Origin of the sequence: Vibrio kanaloae, from assembly GCF_024347535.1 — a bacterium.
Classification (GTDB): Bacteria; Pseudomonadota; Gammaproteobacteria; order Enterobacterales; family Vibrionaceae; genus Vibrio; species Vibrio kanaloae.
In genome coordinates this window covers 124742-144005 of sequence record NZ_AP025498.1, presented here as the reverse complement: position 1 = coordinate 144005, position 19264 = coordinate 124742, and the positions used below count along the sequence as shown (strand labels likewise).

Sequence of the window (19264 nt, the reverse complement as noted above, 5' to 3'; positions counted from 1 at the left end):
AAAACAGATAGCTCAAGCTTTATAAAATAATTGTTATGATATCTTATGTGAAATGTTAATGATTACTCTTCATTTAATAGTTTCACTAAAGCTATTCGATGCAAGCCCAAGTAAGGCTTACACCCTAACTGATTGAATCATTGATAGTTCCTGTTGATTATTTGATGAGAAGAAGGTGGGGCGAGTGAGTAGTCATGTCTCCGAGGTTGTAGAAAATAAGGATAGTTTCGAGCGCCCGTTCTCGATCAAAATTCCACGTCGTAAGTGGTTTGGTTGGAAAGGTATTGAGCTGCGCTTGGTACTTGCGTTAGCCATGCTATCGATGACCACTATCTTCCTCTCAGTTGTCTCCAGCTTTACCTTCGATGATTTAAACCAACGTCTTGTTGAGCTAAAGGAGAGTGAAATACCGGCCTTAGATAATGCCGCTCGCCTTAATGATATGGTGCGAGTGATTATCACAACATCTTCTCAGCTCGGTGACGCTGAATCGAATTTAGAGCGCAAACAGGCGATGCTTAAAATTGAAGAGGCAATATCAGTCATGAATAGCGTTATGGTTCAATTCCCTGATTATCACGCCTACTTTAAAGATCTGATCGCCCAAGTTAACAACAGCCTTAGCTTGTTGTATCAAAGTGAAATTGAGTCAGAACAGCTCAATCAAGAGCTTCGTAATTTGCTAGAAGGTTTTTACCCGCTACTGCAACAGGCCAGTGATTCACTTGATAGCCTACCTGAGTCTGCCAAAGATCAAATCCAGTACACACAGCTCAAGTCTTTGCTTTATTACCAATTAGGCTTGGTCGAAAAGCTGTATAACGATTCCAGTTTTAATGAACTGGATTACACCAGTTACCGACTCGAGCAGGTAGGAGAAGAGTGGTGGAAGCTCTGGGTCAGTGGTGATTTAAGAAGTAATTTTCCTCAATTAGATCATCAACTCACGGTGATTTATAACCTTGCCTCAAGCGATAGCAGCTTGTATGGGATGAAAAACAAAGCGCTCGATCATCTTTATCAAGAGCAATACTTCCTGCAAAACAGCCGTGAACATTTGAACCAATTAACCGTGCAGATCGAAAGCAACACCAGCAAGGTGAATAGCAATATTGACCAATCGATTCAGCAGGCGCAGCAATCTTTGCAATCTAATCAGCGTCTTTCTCTCTTCCTTTCTCTATTTAGCGTGTTGGCTGCCGCTGCCATTTCATGGTTCTACGTGCGTAAGAGTATTTTGGAAAGGCTTTTACAGCTTAAAGACAACATGTTTGCGATTTCTACCGGCCATTTAGATACCGAAGTATCTATTCGTGGTAAAGACGAAGTGACGCAAATGGCCAAGTACCTGAAGGTATTTCAAACCACGGCCAAAATCGTTAAGCAAACTAACCGTAAGCTGGAGGCTGAGGTTGAAGAGCGCACCTTAGCCGAAGCCAAATTGCGAGTGACCCAAGATGAGCTGATCCAAGCGGGTAAATTGGCGGCATTGGGACAACTAAGTGTCGGGATCACGCACGAGATCAATCAACCTCTGACAGCTGTAAATAGTCACGTTCGTAGTGCGCAGCTTTGGATCGACAAGCAAAGGCCAGAACGAGCGCAAGATAACCTGAAGAAAATAGAAGTGCTGTTAGAGAAAGTAGTAGCGATTACTCGTCACTTGAAAGCCTTTTCTCGTAAGAGCGATGGCAAGATCGATAATGTTGAATTAGAAAAGGTGATTGGTGATGCGATTGATCTGTTTGAAACCAGGCAGACCAAAGTGTCGATTCAGTTCTCACCGCAAAATAGCCTGATGGTTCGAGCCAACAGTATTCGCTTAGAGCAGGTATTGGTTAATTTGATCAGTAACGCTTTGGATGCCGTTGAGCACAAAGAGCAACCTCAACTCAGAATCTCTACGCACGAGCTCTCACATACTATTCAGCTCTCAGTTAATGACAACGGCTCAGGTATCTCTGAAGAGGATATTCCGTATCTGTTTGACCCATTTTATACCCGCAAGACAACAGGTAAGGGACTTGGACTCGGTTTATCTATCGCATACAACATAATTAAAGACTTTGGTGGCTCAATTCACGTGGAATCGGTTGAACACCAAGGCACCACCTTTATCGTCACTCTACCAAAAGGCACAGACTCATGACTTCAGAAAAACATATAGTTCTTATCGACGATGAAATCGATGTTGTCGAGGCTGTGAGTGAAATGTTAGAGCTAGAAGGGTTTAGCGTGACTACCTTTACTGACCCTAACCTTGGTCTTAAATCGCTCAAAGCAAACAGTCAGTCGGTTGTATTGTGTGATGTACGAATGCCACAAGTGGATGGACTGACTCTGTTAAGTTCAATTCAACACCGAGCGGCCAATGTTCCTGTATTGTTAATGAGTGGCCACGGTGATATTCCGATGGCAATAGAAGCGATGAAGCTGGGTGCTTTCGATTTCCTAGAAAAACCGCTCAATGCTAGCGAACTGGTGGAAAAGCTCGATCTCGCGTTGACACAATGTCAGCATAATTGTCCTTTCCCCTCGGACGGCGATGAGCAAGAGGAGTTACCGATTGAATCTGTGGTTATCGGCCAATCAAAAATGATGGATACCATACGTAAACAAGTACTCGCTTTGGCGCATACTGGCGTCGATACCATCATCAACGGAGAAACGGGAACGGGCAAAGAGGTGATAGCTCGCGCGTTGCATCAATTTAGCCGTCGTAAGGCTAAGCCATTTGTCGCGATTAACTGTGGTGGCATGACAGAGAGCATTATCGAAAGTGAGTTGTTTGGTCATGAAGCGGGCTCGTTTACTAGCGCGAATAAGAAGCGTATTGGCAAAATAGAACAAGCCAATGGCGGTACGCTGTTTCTTGATGAAATAGAGAGCATGCCAATTACGGTACAAATCAAACTACTACGAGTGATTCAAGAGCGAATGATCGAGCGTGTTGGCGGCAATGAACTGATACCCGTCGATATTGTGGTGGTCGCAGCCAGTAAAGCCGATCTTGTGAGCTTGAGTGAATCAGGGGAATTCAGAGCCGATCTCTTTTATCGCCTTAACATTGCGAGCTTAAACCTTCCGGCACTGCGCCAAAGGAAAGAAGATATTCAGGTGCTGTTTCGCCACTTTGTGATTCAAGCGAGCCACAAATACAAAACGCGCCCATCGACGATTTACCCGGAACAAATTCAGCAGCTATGCCGACATGAATGGCCGGGTAATGTGCGTGAACTGCGTAATGTCGCTGATCGATTTGTGTTAGGTATCGTCGGTGATGGCTTCGATCTTCAATCGCCAATTTGTGAAGCGCCCGGAGAAGATTTCGCTTTTGAAAAGCAGATGGAGCAGTACGAAAGAAATGTATTGACGGAAGCGCTAATAGAAAGCGCAGGCAACATTAACGAGGTATCAAGTAAGCTGAATTTACCGCGTAAAACCCTTTATCGAAAAATGAAAAAACACCAATTGGATAAAGAGAGTTTTAAAGCTTAACTCGTTCAGGTGTTTGTTAAATGGAAACCCAAAAGCAAAAGCCAAAAGAAAAAGCACAAGACAACAATGACCCATTTGGTTTTTAGTCGAATGGCTAACTGTTTCAAGTGATTGTAATAAAAGGGCTTTAACATCTGGCACAAAGCGTGCAATCCCTACATTGTGGCGTCAGCCCACATGAGGTTATTCGATGTTGAGTCAAAAAAACATATGACAGTTATCTATATATGACAGCTATCCAACACTGAATGATCGAACAAAGGACATTAGAAAAATAATTGCTTGTTGCAAGGAGATACAAACATGAAGCAAATACTGAAAGGTTCGATTGCTCTGATACTCGGTATGAGTTCAATAACGGCATGGGCCGCTGCAGAACCAGCAAACTTAGGACCTCGTCCCCTCTTTTTAGTCAACAATATGGATGAGAGCCCTTTGAAAACTAAGCTGTTGAGTTGCAGCGAAGGACCTTTTCATCGTAGTGATTTTTCTATTGGGCATCGCGGAGCTGCTATGCAGTTTCCAGAGCATACTAAGGAATCCTATTTGGCGGCGATTCAAATGGGCGCTGGTGTCGTCGAATGTGATGTGACCTTCACCAAAGATAAGGCGTTGGTATGTCGCCATTCGCAAAGTGATCTGCACACCACGACCGATGTATTAGCGCACCCAGATCTTGCTAAGAAGTGCTCAACCCCTTTTACACCAGCTAATCCAGCGACAGGTGAAGATGCTCAAGTTGAGTGCCGTACTTCTGATTTCACGCTGGCTGAGTTTAAGACGCTCAAAGGTAAAATGGATGGTGCGAACCCAAAAGCCACCACGGTTGAAGAGTACATGAATGGCACTCCTGGCTGGAGAACCGATCTTTACAGCCAAAGTGGCACACTGATGACACACGCAGAAAGTGCAGCACTGTTTAAAGAGTACGGCGTGAAGGTCACTCCTGAATTGAAATCAGCAGCGGTAGATATGCCTTTCAATGGATTTAGCCAAGAGATGTATGCGCAGAAGTTGGTGGATGAACTGAAAGAGGCGGGCTTCAAGCCTTCTGAGACTTACCTGCAGTCATTCAACTTGGATGATGTGAAGTATTGGATAAATGAGACGCCGAAGTTCGGCAAACAAGCGGTTTATCTTGATGACCGTGTTTATGAGCAAGCGGACTTTGTCGCGTCTGTTGAGAACATGAAGGAACTGCACGATGCGGGTGTGAATATCATCGCACCACCTCTGTTTGCTCTGGTTGATTTAGACAAAAACAACGAACTGGTTGCGTCTAATTACGCCAAGCTTGCTAAGGATGCAGACCTCGACATTATCGCTTGGACACTGGAACGTTCTGGCCCGCTAGCGCAAGGCGGTGGTTGGTACTACAAGAGTGTGAAAGACGGCATCAACAATGATGGCGATATGATGAAAATGCTTGATGTGCTGGCACAAGATGTGGGTGTGATGGGTGTATTCAGCGATTGGCCTGCAACGGTAACTTATTACGCTAACTGCATGGACAGTGACGCATAGGTAATTCTGAGAGCGCTGTTACGTCGCTAATTATAGCGTTTGTATAGAGAGCGCTTAGCCAAAGAATAATAAGAGAAAAAGCAGTGAACCAAAGAGCCTTCGGGCTCTTTTTTTACCACTGAAATCGACGGGACAGAAATGACCCAAATGATGGATTTTTAGTTGGACACTTATGACTCAAAAGATATTAGTCAGTTTGGGTTTTTATTTAAGTGACTGAAATTAAAGGTATAAAAAGGTGGCACGAAGGCTGCAATAGTGAAGGTGACTTTCAACAATAAGTAAAAGTAAGGTTTGAATATGAAAATCAGTGTTAAAGGACTGTTAATCGCTAGCTCATTACTACTTCCTTCAATGGCTATGGCAAGCGACTGCTCTAGCCGTGGTGTGTTAGACGATCGATACTGTGATGAAAACCAAGATTTGGTGGCCGATTCACCAAAGAACCCAGATGAGTGGAATGACCCAAGTACGCTTGTGTTTACCTACACGCCAGTAGAAGACCCTGCGTTGTACAAAGATGCGTTTGCAGATTTCCAAGCTCACCTAAGTAAAATCACGGGTAAGCGAGTGATTTACTACACAGTTCACTCGAACTCTGCGCAAGTAGAAGCGATGCGTTCTGGTCGACTGCACGTTGCGGGTTTCTCTACTGGCCCAACAGGCTACGCAGTTAACTTAGCAGGTTACGTTCCAATTGCGGTGAAGGGCGATGAGTCTGGCTTCCAAGGCTACAACCTAATCACGATTGTACGTAAAGACAGCGGCATCAATACAATGACTGATCTGAAAGGCAAAAAGGTTGCACACACTTCTGCATCTTCCAACTCTGGCAACCTAGCTCCACGTGCGTTATTCCCAGCGAAAGGCCTAGTGCCAGATGAAGATTACAAAGTGCTTTACTCAGGTAAGCATGACCAATCTATTCTTGGTGTTTTCAATGGAGACTATGACGCAGCACCTGTGGCATCGGATGTTTACGATCGTATGGTAGCAGCAGGTCGTGTTGACGATTCTGAACTGAAGATCATCTACCGTAGCCCACGCTTCCCAACGTCTGCATTTGGGTATGCTTACAACCTAAAACCAGAATTGGTTGAGAAGATCAACGAGGCTTTCTTTAGCTACCGCTTTACTCCAGAGATGAGCGCATCATTCAAAGGTGCAGACCGCTTCTCACCAATCAGCTACAAAGAAGAGTGGGACGTGATTCGTGATATCGCCCACGCGACAGGTACGGCTTACACAAAAGCTGGCCTTAAGAAACTCGCTGAAAAAGATGCGGCTAAACGCGCGAAGAAAAAAGCCGCTGAGCTAGCAAAACAAGCAAACAACGGCTAGTTCTTAGCTCTGTTGGAAGGCTAAGTTTTAGAAAGACTTAGCCCTTTAAAAATACCTACTTCAACTAAATATCTATGCCCTCGCGGGTAGGGCATAGATCATTCGAAAATTCGCAAAAGGAAATGCAGTATGGCCGTAGCAAGCTATGAAGGAATAAAGATAAACAACCTTTTCCACGAATACGTGGCAGGCAAGCCAATCCTTAAAGGCATTAATATTGATATCGATGAGCCAGGTATCATCGCGATCATTGGCCCATCCGGTACCGGTAAAAGTACGCTTCTGCGCTGTATCAACCGTCTCAACGATCCAAGCCAAGGTGAGATCATTTTTGATGGCGCTGACCTGACTCAATTAAAAGGCCAAGCACTACGTAAACAGCGTCGACATATCGGCATGGTCTTTCAAGAGTACAACTTGGTAGAGCGTTTAACGGTTATCGAAAACGTGTTGAGCGGGCGTTTAGGTTACATGACCGCTTGGAATGCATGGCGTCGCAACTACTCTGCGCAAGACCTCGCCAAAGCGTTCGAGTTACTTGAATTTGTTGGCCTGCAAGACTTTGCTAACCAACGTGCCGACAGTTTGTCGGGTGGGCAAAGACAGCGTGTCGGTATCGCTCGCGCCGTTATGCAAGACCCATATATCTTATTGGCGGATGAACCGACTTCATCACTCGACCCGAAAACCGCGGTTGAGATCATGGAGTTGATGGAGACATTCGCAGAACAGAAAAACATTCCCGTGCTGGTTAACATCCACGATGTGAACTTGGCCAAGCGTTATGCCAAGCGCATCATCGGTATGTGTAACGGTAAAGTACATTATGACGGTAGCCCTGAAGGGATCTCAGAAGAAGATCTAAAAATCATTTACGGGGGTGAGTCATGGCTGGATTAAACCCAGGTTCGTCGCCAAGCGTTTCATCAAGCACATCGCCAGCGAACCATGAAAACCCATTTAAAGTGTCATGGACGAACCGTGCGATCATCGCTGGCATTATTGCTTACCTGTTCTATAGCTTTTCGACATTAGGGCTGACGTTTGATCGTTTGATCATCGGCTTTGGTGAAAGTGAACGGCTACTATCTCGAATGTTTCCGCCTGACTTTTCGCGTACCAGCTTACTATTGAGCGGTTTAGCAGAGAGCTTGCAGATTGCGATTATCTCTAGCTTCTTTGGCATCGTTATTTCATTGTTTCTTGGCTTGTTAGCTGCGAGAAATATGATGCCTTCAATCGTGTCGACGCCAATACGCTGCTTTATTGCGCTATGTCGCTCTTTTCATCCAGTGATCATTGCAATTCTATTCGTGAAAGCGGTGGGCTTTGGTGCCTTGGCCGGGATCTTGACTTTGGTATTCGCATCAATTGGCTTCATCGCCAAGCTGTTTGCAGAAGCGATTGAAGAAATTTCTTTTAAACCAGTTGAAGCGATTAAGGCAACAGGCGCGAGTTTCATCAGTGTCATTTTATATGCGGTGATGCCGCAGGTTTTCACGCGTTTTATTGGTTTTGCTAGCTACCAGCTGGACTCGAATTTACGTAATTCCACCATGGTGGGTATCGTGGGGGCGGGGGGCCTTGGCGGTACGCTGTTCTCGGCATTCCAGCGTTTTGATTACGACTTTGTCGCCGCTATTTTGCTCACCATTATCGCACTGATTCTTGTCGGTGAATTTCTTTCCAACATTGTTAGGAGAATCTTCTAATGACAACTGCATCTATCGATAGAGAGTGGCAACGCTTTACACCCAACGAACGCGTGGCTCGGTTTGCCGTTTACCTCAGCTTAGTGTGTGCCATTGTTTGGTCTTGGCAAACGGTGGAAGTGATTCCTGAGTTCTTATACGACGCGCCAGCGCAGTTTGCTGATATGTTTGAGCGCATGGTGCCAATGGACTATGCCTTCTATCCCGAATCGATCCACGCAGCGATGATTGAAACACTTCACATCGCAACGTTAGGTACTTTATTTACCTTGGTATTTGCAATTCCGTTAGCGTTATTGAATGCGCCAAACATTACCCCGAATAAAGCGTTGAACTGGGTTGCTCAATTCTTTCTCGTGTCTTCACGCTCAGTGAATTCGTTGGTTTGGGCACTGTTGTTTATCGCACTGTTTGGCCCCGGTGTTCTCGCAGGTATCATGGCGATCGCCATTCGCAGTATCGGCTTTGTAGGGAAGCTGTTAGCGGAAGCTATTGCTGAAGTGAATATGGGGCCTATTGAAGCTTTGCGCACAACAGGTGCTTCGTGGATGAGTATCTTGCTTAAAGGTTATTGGCCACAAGTGATGCCCGCATTTTACTCAATTGTATTGTTCCGGTGGGATATCAATGTGCGTGAATCTGCGGTATTGGGTTTGGTAGGCGCTGGTGGTATTGGTGTGGTGCTCAACGATGCGCAGAATTTGTTTGAATGGCAAAAAGTGTCGATGGTATTAGTGAGTATCTTTGCGGTGGTTATTATTGCTGAAGCCGTAGTGATCCATATCCGTAACAAACTCATATAGACAGTTTGTTGTGTGAAAGTTAAGAGCTTATCTAGCACTTTGAAGCTCAAACGACCCTAGGTACTTCGGTCTACCTAGCGGTCGTTTTTTTATGTCTAAAGAGTGACCTGAGATCTGATTAGAAGGGCGTGATTCGCTTTTAAGTGTCTAGCTTTTAACTGCCAATAGCGCATCCACAAATTCTGCAAACCCATAGCCACCCGGCTGCGACATCACCGTACTTGGGTGATGATCTAGCTTATCCCAATAATGCTTAATATTAGCCACGCCAACGGATAGAGGTAACGACTCGAACATTTGTTGATCGTTCATTGAATCGCCGACATAACAGGCTTGGTTATGGATCTGTTCGATCGATAGGCCTTTATTTGCGAGAAAAAGATGCACCGCGTTTTTCTTTGAGTGCTCTCCATACCAAGCATTAATATGAATCGAGCTGGCCGTCGCGTATGCGCCTAAAGCATGTATTCTCTCAAGTACCTCTTGCACTATTTCAGGATCAACAGGCTTACGGTTTTGGCCGATATCAATAGCGACCTCACACAAGCGGTAAGGTTGGTCCAAAGTTAGAGATAAGTCTGGGTAATTCAACAAGATCGTTTCGACTTGTTGTTTTAGCTTGGCTTGGTTCTGACGCACTTGTTCTAGCGGAATTTCCGATGAAAGCTGTAATGCACCGTCTTGCTTCTCTAGCAAGAAAGCGCCATTTTCTCCAAGCACGGCATCGACAGGCCAAAGTTGCGCAATATGATCGCACCAACCAGCACAGGCTCCTGTAACTGCGACCACTTTGATTCCGTTGTCTCTTAGCTTTTGCAACGCAATCAAGGTATTTGGAGGAAGTGAGCCTTGCCAAGTGAGCGTATCATCGACGTCGGTTAGTACCCATTCGATATGCTTCCAGTCATTACTTAGTTGGTGTTCCATCCTTAAACTCACTTATTCGATTTTTAGTGCTATATAGAGTGATCAGTTTGTCGTTAAACGCCTTTCGATCTGTATCGTTAATGAACGCTGCGGTATGTTTAGAAAATACAATGCTTGGCAAAGTCACCAGCTTCATTAGCCGTCCAGTCACCTTTAGGTTTCTCTTTCATATCAGTACACCAAGCTTCACTTCCGACTTCTGTACAAGCCATAATTTGAGTGGATAGAAATAGAAGTAGCGCGATTTTTCTCATAATAAATATCCTTTATTGTCTCTATTACTGTTTATAACTGTACCAAATACTATCTGTTATTGTTATAGCAACCAGTGACTTAAGATTGTTAAAAGTGATGGTGATTTTAGAGTGGGGAAAGAATGGGGTGACTAGACTTTTTATCGATAAAATCAAAGTTACGGAAAGGTCGTTTGGGGCCATAGATCGAAAAAGCCAGCAACATGTGCTGGCTTTGAAAACCTTAGTGCGCTTCTATTAGTTAATGCGCTTCTGTTGGTTTATGCACTTCTATTAGTTAGGTCGCTTCTACTTATAGAGTTATACCAATTTCATCTCTTGGATGATATCTGAAGCAATTTCTGGCTTCGTACTTGTTGGCTTCTCATGCAGGTCTGCTTTCAATTGTCCCTTACGGTTACTCAGGCCTGTTTCAAGTTTCTTGAGTGCTGAAGCGATTGCTGGGTACATAACGTCTCCAGTAGCTTTTGCCGATACACGTACGCCTTCGTAGTTGGTGAACACTTCAACCTGATGCTTGCTGTGCTCTTTTGTAATGATGATGTCGCAGCTAATCAGTGATGGGAAATGGTTAGATATCTTCTCGAATTTTCCTTCGATGTCTTTGCGTGACTCGTCGTTAATTGATACATGATGTGTTTGAACATTTATTTTCATAAATCATACCTTTCCAATGACTGTGTCACTTAAACGTAGCAAACATCGGATAGTTTAACCAACAGCGAAAGCATACATGTGTGATTGACTTCAGTGTTATCAAATAATCTATCCTTGCTCCCTTGAAAGTCCGATTAACTGAACGCATATTATGTTTCGTGTTTTAAAGACATGTTCAAAAATACTTCATTCTTGATGAATTGCTCTAACCTACCTTCCTTTCTTAGTTTTTATCACCCAAATAAAGCATCAATCCAAATATATATTCTAGTGCTAAATCTACAAATCACCGCTGACTATTATATGATGGACGGCACTCATCCTTTCATTCCACAAGGGCTAGTGAGCCGTTAAGTTAGACATAAATAAGGCAACGCAGAGCTGCCTTTGGATTGAGAAATCTAGTTTCATCATAGGCGTGTATTAACTGAATTTGTAAGACGATGGCACTACGATTACACCTTGTTTTGAAACATGAAATCGCTCGGCATCGTCCCTGCTATTAATGCCTATTTGAGTATCATCAGGCACCTTAACGTTCTTATCGATGATGCAGTTTTGGATATGGCAGTTTTTTCCTATTTCAACATCTTCAAACAGAATACTATCAATCACAATCGCGGCATTGCTGACTTTTACTTTAGGAAAGAAGATAGAGTTTTGCGCAGACCCGCCTTCAATTACAACCCCGTTCGCTATCATCGAGTTGATAAATATCCCTTGGTTCCCTTCTACAGAAGCGACGGTTCGTGCTGGTGGCAGTTGCGGTTCGTAGGTACGGATTGCCCAATCAGGCTGATATAAATCGATAGGGGAAACTGGTTTTAGCAAGTCCATATTGGCTTGGTAATAGGAGTCTAGGGTTCCAACATCTCTCCAATAGGCGTCTTGAGTAACTCGGCCTTCTGTATCTCCAAACTTATAGGCATAAACACTGTTGTTTCCGACTAACTTAGGAATGAAGTCTTTACCAAAATCGTGGCTTGAACTCGGGTCTTTTGCATCCGTCAGTAGTGCTTGAGTCAGGACTTCCTTATCAAAGATGTATATCCCCATTGAAGCCATGCTTCGGGTTGGCCTACCGGGTACACTCGCAGGGTAACGTGGCTTCTCGGTAAAGTTATTGATCTGCAGGGATTCGTCTATCTCCATCACACCAAACTCTTTGGCTTCATCAATCGATACTTCCATACACGCTACCGTTAAGTCAGCCTCGTTCTTTTTGTGTTGCTTGAGCATTGGCGCGTAATCCATGCGATAGATATGGTCGCCGGATAACACCACCACATGCTTGGCTTCACTGCGAGACAGCAAATACAAATTTTGATAAATCGCATCGGCAGTGCCGCTATACCAGCTGTCACCGGTGCGCATTTGTGGGGGAACATTGGTGATGTATTCGCCGAGCTCGGGGTTAAGCACCGACCAACCATCTCTCAAATGCTTTTGCAAAGAGTGAGATTTGTACTGAGTCAGCACTAAAATTTGTCGTAGCCCAGAGTGTAAGCAGTTCGCGAGAGTGAAATCTATGATTCGATATTTACCACCAAAGGGTACCGCAGGTTTTGCACGGTTATCGGTGAGAGGGGAAAGCCGAGAGCCAACACCGCCGGCCAGAACGATTGTTAGAGTGTCTTGCATGGTCAGAACCTCAATGTATTTATGATTATGAACATACACTTGCAAGCACTAAGCCAAATGTAACTCATTGAATATTAAACAAGGTGTGAGTTGACGGCGTGGTGCTGCACCAAATTGATGCGCATGAGGTCTTGGCTTGCTCTATTTTGGCACAGACAGGTCGAATTAAAGCTAAGGTGAAGTGTTTAAAGGAATGATGCACGGAAAATATGCATTACAAAACTGTCAATAAAATGAGGAAATAAAGTGATCGAGTCGATATAAATTTACACAAATAACCATAACCTTTCACAAATTGATTTCCATCAATAAAGTAGGGTTATTCTATGCTACCTTGCACGCAAAATAAGAAATGATTACTCATTCACCAATAAAGAATTAAGCCCTAAAAAGGAAATAATAATGAAAAAAACAGTATGTGGTATTGCGGTTATTGCGGCTCTTTTGTCAACCAATGTTCTTGCTCATAAAGAAGGTGATTTCATCATCCGTGCTGGTGCAGCAACAGTATCTCCAAATGACAGCAGTGGCGCTGTTCTTGACAATTCAGACCTAGAGTTTTCAGTTGATTCAGATACTCAGCTTGGTTTAACTTTCGGCTACATGTTTACTGATAACCTCAGTTTTGAAGTATTAGCAGCGAGTCCATTTTCACACAATATCTCCGTCAATGGTTTAGGTAAAGTTGCCGACACTAAACAGCTACCGCCAATGTTTATGGTTCAATACTACTTCGGTGAAGCGAACAGTGATTTCCGTCCTTACGTAGGTGCTGGTATCAACTACACTGTATTTTTCGATGAAAGTTTGAATAGTACGGGTAAAAGTGCAGGCTTGAGTGACCTATCTCTTGATGATTCTTGGGGCTTAGCGGCTAACATAGGCATTGATTACATGATCAATGAAGATTGGTTTCTAAACGCATCGGTTTGGTATGCAGATATTGGTACAACCGCTAAGTACAAGCAAACAGTCGGTGGAATTACCACACAATACTCTACAGATGTTGATATCGACCCATGGGCATTCATGATTGGCGGTGGTTACAACTTCTAACTAACCTTTGTTAGATGATTCCGAGCGCTCAAGCACCAGCCAGCTTGGGCGTTTTTTTGCATCTTTTTTAATGAAATACTTACTCCAACTTACTGTTGTTATAGGGAAAAGAAACCGATTGTGGTCACCTATTGTTAACAAAAGGGAAAGATAAGTGTCATAACAGCCCTCTATGATCGCGATTCAAATTATGGAGGATATATGAATCGTAAATTTAATAAGCTGACACTATTATTACCTATCGCGGTAAGTTCTGCTCTAGTTGGGTGTTCTCAATCAACTTCAACATCACCAACGACTGCTACGCCATCTCAAACATCACTTGATGCTTTTAGCCTTCAATGCCAATCCATCGAGCAGCCAAGTGCTTCCAATGCTGAGGTAACCGGAATCAGCCTAGTTGGCCGTTCAATTGCCGACGCCCCGTTTGATACTTCTGCAGCCGAAATCGTCAGCTACGATTCATGTACCGACAAGCTTTATGTTGTGAATGCTCAAGCGCAGAAAGTCGATGTGTTGTCGATGAACTCAGCTAGCGAACCAACATCTAAGGGCTCTATTGATCTTCAATCAGCCGCTGCGGCTTCTGGTATTGATATTGGTGCCGCGAACAGTGTGTTGACTCATCAAGGGTTAGTTGCTGTCGCGATTGAAAATGCCGACAAGCAACAGAACGGCATCATTGCACTTTATCGTTCAGACACGTTAGAGCTGATCACTACTTATACGGCTGGCGCATTACCGGACATGGTGAGCTTCTCGAAAGATGGTCGCTATATTGCCTCTGCAAATGAAGGTGAGCCGAATGCGGATTACAGCATTGACCCTGAAGGTTCAGTGACACTGGTGGATTTAACTTATGGTCCTCTGCAAGCAAGAGTCACGCAGATCGATTTTAAGGCATTCAATCAAGGTCAGCCTCGCCATGCAGAGCTGACCGACAAGGTTCGAATCTCTGCGCCGAATGCAACCGTTGCTCAAGATTTTGAACCGGAATACCTAACGTTTGCTGATAACGGAAAACTCTACGTTGCCCTTCAAGAGAACAACGCTTTGGCTGCCATTGATGTGGCGAGTGCACAAGTGGATGCGATTCTTGGGCTAGGCGGGAAGCCTTGGTATCGCGCTCAGCTAGATGCGTCAAACAAAGACAAAAACATCGGTAATCTACAAAGCTACGCAATGTTAGAAGGTCTCTACATGCCAGATAGTATCACTAGCTACACTGTTGATGGCAACACCTATATCGTGACTGCGAACGAAGGTGATGGGCGTGAATATGGCATCAAGACCACGCAAGAAATGTGTGACGAGAAAGGTTTTGAGTGGGATGGCGATGACTATCAAGGCACCGAAAACTACACAACAGAAAAAGACTTTTGTATCGCTTATGTCGATGAAGTGCGTGGCAAGAAGTTAGACGTTGATGCTAACCACCCATTAGTTGGCGCATTGAAAGAGAAAAAGCAACTTGCACGTCTTAAAGTGATTAAGCCACAAGGGACACTCGCTGCTGACCAAAAGGTTCAAGCATTCGGTAGCCGCTCGTTCTCTATCTGGGATGAGTCAGGCGAGTTAGTGTTTGATAGCGGTGATGATTTTGCTCGAATCGTACTTGAGCAAGATCCTGCAAACTTCAACAGCACCAATGATAACAACCAAAGCGGTGACGATCGTAGTGATGATAAAGGAGCGGAACCTGAAGCCGTCGAAGTGGCAGAGATCAACGGCAAGCACTATGCCTTTATTGGACTTGAGCGCCAAGGTGGCATCATGGTTTACGATGTAACGCAGCCTAAGAGCGCAAGTTTCATCAGCTACTTGAACAACCGCGACTTTACTCAGCCAGCGTGCACCAAGGTTGATGAAGACGGTGATTGCGACAACGATACTTACAACTCGAAAGTGGGTGACTTAGGTCCAGAATCAATCAAGTATTTCACTCGCTCTGGTAACCACTTTATCGCGGTCGGCAACGAAGTGAGTGGTAGCACATCAGTTTACCGCGTTGAGTTTTAATCACGCTTCTTACTAGCAATTAGATTGAATCAATACAAAAGCGCCACTACTGGGTAAGTAGTGGCGCTTTCTATTTATGCATCACAAATATATGCGTGATAATTAACTTCTATGGTTGTTGCTTAGTTGGCGCTAGAGCAATTTCACGGATACAAACGTTCTGTGGTTGCTGGTAAGCGAATGATACCGCGCGAGCAATATCGTCAGCTGCCAGTACGCCGCCCATGCCTTCTTTCCAAGAATCGTAACCGTCTTTGATCTCTTGAGATGTTGTGTGAGACAGAAGTTCTGTTTCTACAGCACCCGGTGCGATAGTCGTAACACGAACATTTGATGCCGCCACTTCTTCACGAACGTTCTCAGAAATAGCATGTACCGCGAATTTAGTACCACAGTAAGCCGCGTGGCTTGGGAATGTTTTCTTACCCGCGATAGAGCTGATGTTGATGATAGTACCTGTATTGCGTTCCATCATCGGAGCAAGTACAGATTGCATGCCGTTTAGAAGACCAATCACGTTCACATCGAACATTGTCTTCCACTCTTGTGCGTCTTGAGTATCGATTTGACCAAGAAGCATTGCGCCAGCGTTGTTGATCAGCGCATCTACAGGGCCAAATTTCTCTTCACCCTGTGCGATTGCCGCATCAAAAGACGCTTTGTCTGTTACGTCTACTTTTACTGACAGTGAGTTTGGTAGGTTCAGCGCTTCAAGGCGGTCAACACGACGAGCTAAAAGTAGAAGAGGGTGACCTTCATCGCTTAGACGACGAGCGATTTCTTCACCAATACCAGAGCTTGCACCTGTAATTACGATTAGTTTTTCCATTTTATTTCCTCTGTACTTTTATTGCGTCGGTTGGCTACGACGTGTTGTTTAAGTGCATTCGAATCAAGTGCTTGTTGCCTTGCTTCGTTGCGATGGAGGTATATTAAGGAAAATATCATTGTTGATATATAGCGCTTTACTTGAAACACTGTTGCTGTGGTGCAACAATAAAAGCGTCTATCTCATAACTTCATTAGTAAGCTGGCGACTATGCTCAATCAAATTAACCTGTCTGATATTCGCTCCTTCGTGCTTATCGCTCGTTTAGGTAATTTCACCAAAGCGGCAGAGGAGTTGGATGTGTCTCGTTCCCACGTATCACGCCAAGTGAGTAGCCTAGAAAAGCAGATGGGTGTGACACTGTTTATCCGCACCACTCGAACCTTAAGGCTGACGCACGCGGGGCAAGATCTGTACGCGAGATGTGAACAAGCCTTAGATAATATAGACCAAGCGTTGATTGCTGCGGTGGACGATGTCGAAGAAGTACGTGGTGACATAAAAATAAACTGTGTCGGCGGTTATCTTGGTGAGGTGATCATCGCGGATCTGGTCAATGAGTTTATGCAGCTCTACCCAGACATCAGCATCAGTCTTGATTTCAGTAGTAACCGAGTCGACTTGATTGAAGACGCGTTTGATATCGCTTTTCGCATGGGAAGCATAGAAGACGCGGGCTTTATCGCTAGAAAGCTATTGGATATTGAAATGGGAACACTCGCGAGCCCAAAGTATTTTGCTCGCAAAGGAAAGCCAAACCATCCTAAAGATCTCATCCACCATGATTGCTTAACGGGGTCAGTGCGTAAGTGGAGTTTTCAAGCGTTGGACGACACCAAGAAAACAGTCGATGTTCATGTGATGGGCAGACTGCAATGTAAGAATGGCCGAGTGTTGGTGCAGGGCGCCAAGTCGGGCAACGGGATTATTCGAGTTCCAACCATCTATTGCTTACAAGAACTCAATGACGGGCAATTGGAGCAGGTGTTTGATGAGTGGGTCGTGCCGAAAGTGGACTTTTCAGCGATCTACCATCGAGACCGCTATCAACCGAGCCGAATTCGAACCTTCATTGATTTTGTAAAAGGTCGCTTCGAGCAAATGCCAATCAGCTGAGACTCGCTTGCAAAAAATCGCGGTCGCTTGGTGAGCATTTTTGGCATTGAATGACATGAGTAAGTATTTACTTACTCTGCTGCTTCTATCATTTTTAACTTAGAATAAAGATCAAACCCAATAACACCAGACAAGAGTAAGGCCGCTATGATGTTGAATATGGATTTTGCAAAGAGATTGGTGATTGATACCGCATTACTGGATTGGATTGCAAGCCCTGCTAAAGGGGTTTGGCGTAAGCCGTTAGAAAGAGAAGAGAAAGAGTCGGGCCACACGACCAGCGTGGTGAAGTACGATTCTGAATCTTCGTTTTCTGAGCACCCACACCCGCAAGGCGAAGAGATCTTCGTATTAGAGGGGGTGTTCTCAGATGAAACGGGTGATTTCCCTGCCGGTACTTATATCCGTAATCCGCCGGGCAGCGCGCATTCTCCATCAAGCAAAAATGGCTGCACGATCTTGGTTAAACTCAACCAATTTGATGCGAGAGACTTAACTCAAGTTCGCATCAATACTCTAGATGCAGAGTGGCTTCCGGGGATTGGTGGTTTACAAGTGATGCCACTGCATGAGTTCGAACACGAGCATGTCGCATTAGTGAAGTGGCCGGTTGGCGAACGTTTTCAGCCACATCGTCACTTTGGTGGTGAAGAGATCTTCGTTTTGTCTGGCACCTTTAAAGATGAACACGGTGAGTACCCGAAACACACCTGGATGCGTAGCCCTCATATGAGCGAGCATTTCCCTTATGTGGAAGAAGAGACGGTTATCCTAGTGAAAACAGGGCACTTGCCGATCGATTAACTGTACTTTTAGCTGCACAACTGTTGCCATTTGGACTGAATCACAGAGAGCAAAATCAGTGAACTTGTTCTCTGTAGATGCCCGGAGGTACGCCTTTCCAATTGCTATACGCACGAATAAACGAGTTCGCTTCTTTGTACCCTAGCAAGAAGGATATCTCTCCCAATGACAGTGTCGACTTTTCCAAATAATGATCGGCTAATTCACCTCTTACTTCTTGCAGTAGGTGTTGAAAGCTCTCTGCTTCATTGGTGAGTTTGCGTTGCAGGGTGCGCTTACTCGTTGCAAGCTTACTAGCGATACCTTCAATCGAACTCTCACCACTCGGTAATGACTCTAACAGAGTGGCTTTCACTCGCTCAGACGTCGATGCTTCTGAATCCAAATCAACCAGTTTTTTGTTGAGCGACTCTTCGAAGAATGCCCACATAGAGACATTCTCGGTCAAGAAGGGCAAAGCGGCGTCTTTAGCACTGAAGGTGATTTTTATCTGTTCGCTGTGCGTAAGGTCGCAACCAAAATACGATTTATAATCTTCTAGGTTGTTAGGCAACAGTGGTAACTCGATAGCTATTGGCTTGATGTTTTCTCTGGTCGCCAAGCGTGCTAATTGGGTAAAGAATACTAACTCAGACACGCTAAGGTATTTTGGGATTTCCGCGTCGTAGCCGTAGCAACTGATGGTAATGCTGGTCTGTTTTGAATTGATCTGGACATCAGACATCATCGGGCCAATCAGAGGTTTGTATTGGCTAAGGCGTTGCAGGGCCGTATTCAAATCTGGGCTACAAATGCTAGCAAAGATCGGAGGATCAAACGCCTCTACCGTCATGTACTTAGCCAGTAGTAACGGTGCTTCTTTTTCACCAGATGAGGCTTCAATACCATCCCAGAGTCGGTAATATTCATTTGGATTTAAGGTGAAATTCTGACGATTGAAAAGGTCCATCGGCAATTTTGCGTGCTTGAGTACCGAGAGCGGATCAATGCCCATATCGCAAAGTAACAGCTTCCAACTCGGGGAGTAGGTGAATTTCTTCGCTCGTTTCATAATTTCCCTTTAATACCTGTTTAGCTTTTAAG

At 44.6% G+C, this 19264-nt stretch carries 17 protein-coding genes; 11 read left to right on the top strand and 6 right to left on the bottom strand.

Annotated elements, in window-relative coordinates; genetic code table 11:
• Positions 1-175 precede the first annotated feature (175 nt).
• From OCV24_RS14980 to phnE (OCV24_RS14950), 7 genes are all read left to right on the top strand, one after another.
• Positions 176-2149: an ATP-binding protein gene (locus OCV24_RS14980; protein ID WP_150877712.1), complete on the top strand. Its 1974-nt coding sequence runs from the start codon at positions 176-178 to the stop codon at positions 2147-2149.
• Positions 2146-3498, top strand: coding sequence for a sigma-54-dependent transcriptional regulator (locus OCV24_RS14975; protein ID WP_150877714.1), 1353 nt, complete (start codon positions 2146-2148; stop codon positions 3496-3498). Before OCV24_RS14980 ends, OCV24_RS14975 begins: the two co-directional genes overlap by 4 nt.
• A 303-nt stretch (positions 3499-3801) precedes the next feature.
• Complete coding sequence (locus OCV24_RS14970; protein ID WP_150877716.1) at positions 3802-5022, top strand: glycerophosphodiester phosphodiesterase family protein; 1221 nt, start codon at positions 3802-3804, stop codon at positions 5020-5022.
• 300 nt (positions 5023-5322) lie between these two features.
• On the top strand, positions 5323-6363 hold the full coding sequence (gene phnD / locus OCV24_RS14965; protein ID WP_017054845.1) for a phosphate/phosphite/phosphonate ABC transporter substrate-binding protein: 1041 nt from the start codon (positions 5323-5325) through the stop codon (positions 6361-6363).
• Positions 6364-6492: 129 nt separating this feature from the next.
• Positions 6493-7263, top strand: coding sequence for a phosphonate ABC transporter ATP-binding protein (gene phnC / locus OCV24_RS14960; RefSeq protein ID WP_004732991.1), 771 nt, complete (start codon positions 6493-6495; stop codon positions 7261-7263).
• Positions 7251-8075 (top strand): phosphonate ABC transporter, permease protein PhnE, encoded by an 825-nt coding sequence (gene phnE, locus OCV24_RS14955; protein WP_017054844.1) that lies wholly within the window; start codon positions 7251-7253, stop codon positions 8073-8075. The genes phnC and phnE (OCV24_RS14955) overlap by 13 nt, the downstream gene beginning before the upstream one ends.
• Positions 8075-8878, top strand: coding sequence for a phosphonate ABC transporter, permease protein PhnE (gene phnE / locus OCV24_RS14950; RefSeq protein WP_017054843.1), 804 nt, complete (start codon positions 8075-8077; stop codon positions 8876-8878). Before phnE (OCV24_RS14955) ends, phnE (OCV24_RS14950) begins: the two co-directional genes overlap by 1 nt.
• A gap of 147 nt (positions 8879-9025) precedes the next feature.
• Here phnE (OCV24_RS14950) and OCV24_RS14945 read toward each other — a convergent pair whose 3' ends face one another.
• From OCV24_RS14945 to glgC, 4 genes are all read right to left on the bottom strand, one after another.
• Complete coding sequence (locus OCV24_RS14945) at positions 9026-9805, bottom strand: HAD-IIB family hydrolase (RefSeq protein WP_017054842.1); 780 nt, start codon at positions 9803-9805, stop codon at positions 9026-9028.
• Positions 9806-9903: 98 nt separating this feature from the next.
• Complete coding sequence (locus tag OCV24_RS14940) at positions 9904-10059, bottom strand: DUF3012 domain-containing protein (RefSeq protein WP_017054841.1); 156 nt, start codon at positions 10057-10059, stop codon at positions 9904-9906.
• Between the two features lie 300 nt (positions 10060-10359).
• A complete protein-coding gene (gene hpf, locus OCV24_RS14935) occupies positions 10360-10716 on the bottom strand; it encodes a ribosome hibernation-promoting factor, HPF/YfiA family (protein ID WP_017054839.1) in 357 nt (118 codons plus the stop codon).
• Positions 10717-11139: 423 nt separating this feature from the next.
• Entirely contained in the window at positions 11140-12357 is a 1218-nt protein-coding gene (gene glgC / locus OCV24_RS14930; RefSeq protein ID WP_150877718.1) for a glucose-1-phosphate adenylyltransferase, read from the bottom strand.
• Positions 12358-12759: 402 nt separating this feature from the next.
• Between glgC and ompW the strand changes: the two genes are divergently transcribed.
• Together ompW and OCV24_RS14920 are read left to right on the top strand one after the other, a co-directional pair.
• Positions 12760-13413: an outer membrane protein OmpW gene (gene ompW, locus OCV24_RS14925; RefSeq protein WP_017054837.1), complete on the top strand. Its 654-nt coding sequence runs from the start codon at positions 12760-12762 to the stop codon at positions 13411-13413.
• Between the two features lie 201 nt (positions 13414-13614).
• Positions 13615-15432 (top strand): choice-of-anchor I family protein, encoded by a 1818-nt coding sequence (locus tag OCV24_RS14920; RefSeq protein WP_150877720.1) that lies wholly within the window; start codon positions 13615-13617, stop codon positions 15430-15432.
• Positions 15433-15541: 109 nt separating this feature from the next.
• Here OCV24_RS14920 and OCV24_RS14915 read toward each other — a convergent pair whose 3' ends face one another.
• Positions 15542-16261, bottom strand: coding sequence for an SDR family oxidoreductase (locus OCV24_RS14915; RefSeq protein WP_150877722.1), 720 nt, complete (start codon positions 16259-16261; stop codon positions 15542-15544).
• A 210-nt stretch (positions 16262-16471) separates the two neighbouring features.
• On the opposite strand from OCV24_RS14915, the gene OCV24_RS14910 reads away from it, so the two are divergent.
• Entirely contained in the window at positions 16472-17377 is a 906-nt protein-coding gene (locus tag OCV24_RS14910) for a LysR family transcriptional regulator (protein WP_017054834.1), read from the top strand.
• Positions 17378-17527: 150 nt separating this feature from the next.
• Complete coding sequence (locus OCV24_RS14905; RefSeq protein ID WP_029626756.1) at positions 17528-18181, top strand: cupin domain-containing protein; 654 nt, start codon at positions 17528-17530, stop codon at positions 18179-18181.
• Between the two features lie 55 nt (positions 18182-18236).
• Here the strand turns inward: OCV24_RS14905 and OCV24_RS14900 are convergent, their stop codons facing one another.
• Entirely contained in the window at positions 18237-19232 is a 996-nt protein-coding gene (locus tag OCV24_RS14900; protein WP_017054832.1) for an AraC family transcriptional regulator, read from the bottom strand.
• Positions 19233-19264: the final 32 nt, after the last annotated feature.

Excerpts from the sequence above, each read along its gene's own strand:
- OCV24_RS14975 (WP_150877714.1), top strand. The coding sequence starts at position 2,146 with ATGACTTCAGAAAAACATATAGTTCTTATCGACGATGAAATCGATGTT.
- OCV24_RS14970 (WP_150877716.1), top strand. The coding sequence starts at position 3,802 with ATGAAGCAAATACTGAAAGGTTCGATTGCTCTGATACTCGGTATGAGT.
- phnD (WP_017054845.1), top strand. The coding sequence starts at position 5,323 with ATGAAAATCAGTGTTAAAGGACTGTTAATCGCTAGCTCATTACTACTT.
- phnC (WP_004732991.1), top strand. The coding sequence starts at position 6,493 with ATGGCCGTAGCAAGCTATGAAGGAATAAAGATAAACAACCTTTTCCAC.
- phnE (WP_017054844.1), top strand. The coding sequence starts at position 7,251 with ATGGCTGGATTAAACCCAGGTTCGTCGCCAAGCGTTTCATCAAGCACA.
- phnE (WP_017054843.1), top strand. The coding sequence starts at position 8,075 with ATGACAACTGCATCTATCGATAGAGAGTGGCAACGCTTTACACCCAAC.
- OCV24_RS14945 (WP_017054842.1), bottom strand. The coding sequence starts at position 9,805 with ATGGAACACCAACTAAGTAATGACTGGAAGCATATCGAATGGGTACTA.
- OCV24_RS14940 (WP_017054841.1), bottom strand. The coding sequence starts at position 10,059 with ATGAGAAAAATCGCGCTACTTCTATTTCTATCCACTCAAATTATGGCT.
- hpf (WP_017054839.1), bottom strand. The coding sequence starts at position 10,716 with ATGAAAATAAATGTTCAAACACATCATGTATCAATTAACGACGAGTCA.
- glgC (WP_150877718.1), bottom strand. The coding sequence starts at position 12,357 with ATGCAAGACACTCTAACAATCGTTCTGGCCGGCGGTGTTGGCTCTCGG.
- ompW (WP_017054837.1), top strand. The coding sequence starts at position 12,760 with ATGAAAAAAACAGTATGTGGTATTGCGGTTATTGCGGCTCTTTTGTCA.
- OCV24_RS14920 (WP_150877720.1), top strand. The coding sequence starts at position 13,615 with ATGAATCGTAAATTTAATAAGCTGACACTATTATTACCTATCGCGGTA.
- OCV24_RS14915 (WP_150877722.1), bottom strand. The coding sequence starts at position 16,261 with ATGGAAAAACTAATCGTAATTACAGGTGCAAGCTCTGGTATTGGTGAA.
- OCV24_RS14910 (WP_017054834.1), top strand. The coding sequence starts at position 16,472 with ATGCTCAATCAAATTAACCTGTCTGATATTCGCTCCTTCGTGCTTATC.
- OCV24_RS14905 (WP_029626756.1), top strand. The coding sequence starts at position 17,528 with ATGTTGAATATGGATTTTGCAAAGAGATTGGTGATTGATACCGCATTA.
- OCV24_RS14900 (WP_017054832.1), bottom strand. The coding sequence starts at position 19,232 with ATGAAACGAGCGAAGAAATTCACCTACTCCCCGAGTTGGAAGCTGTTA.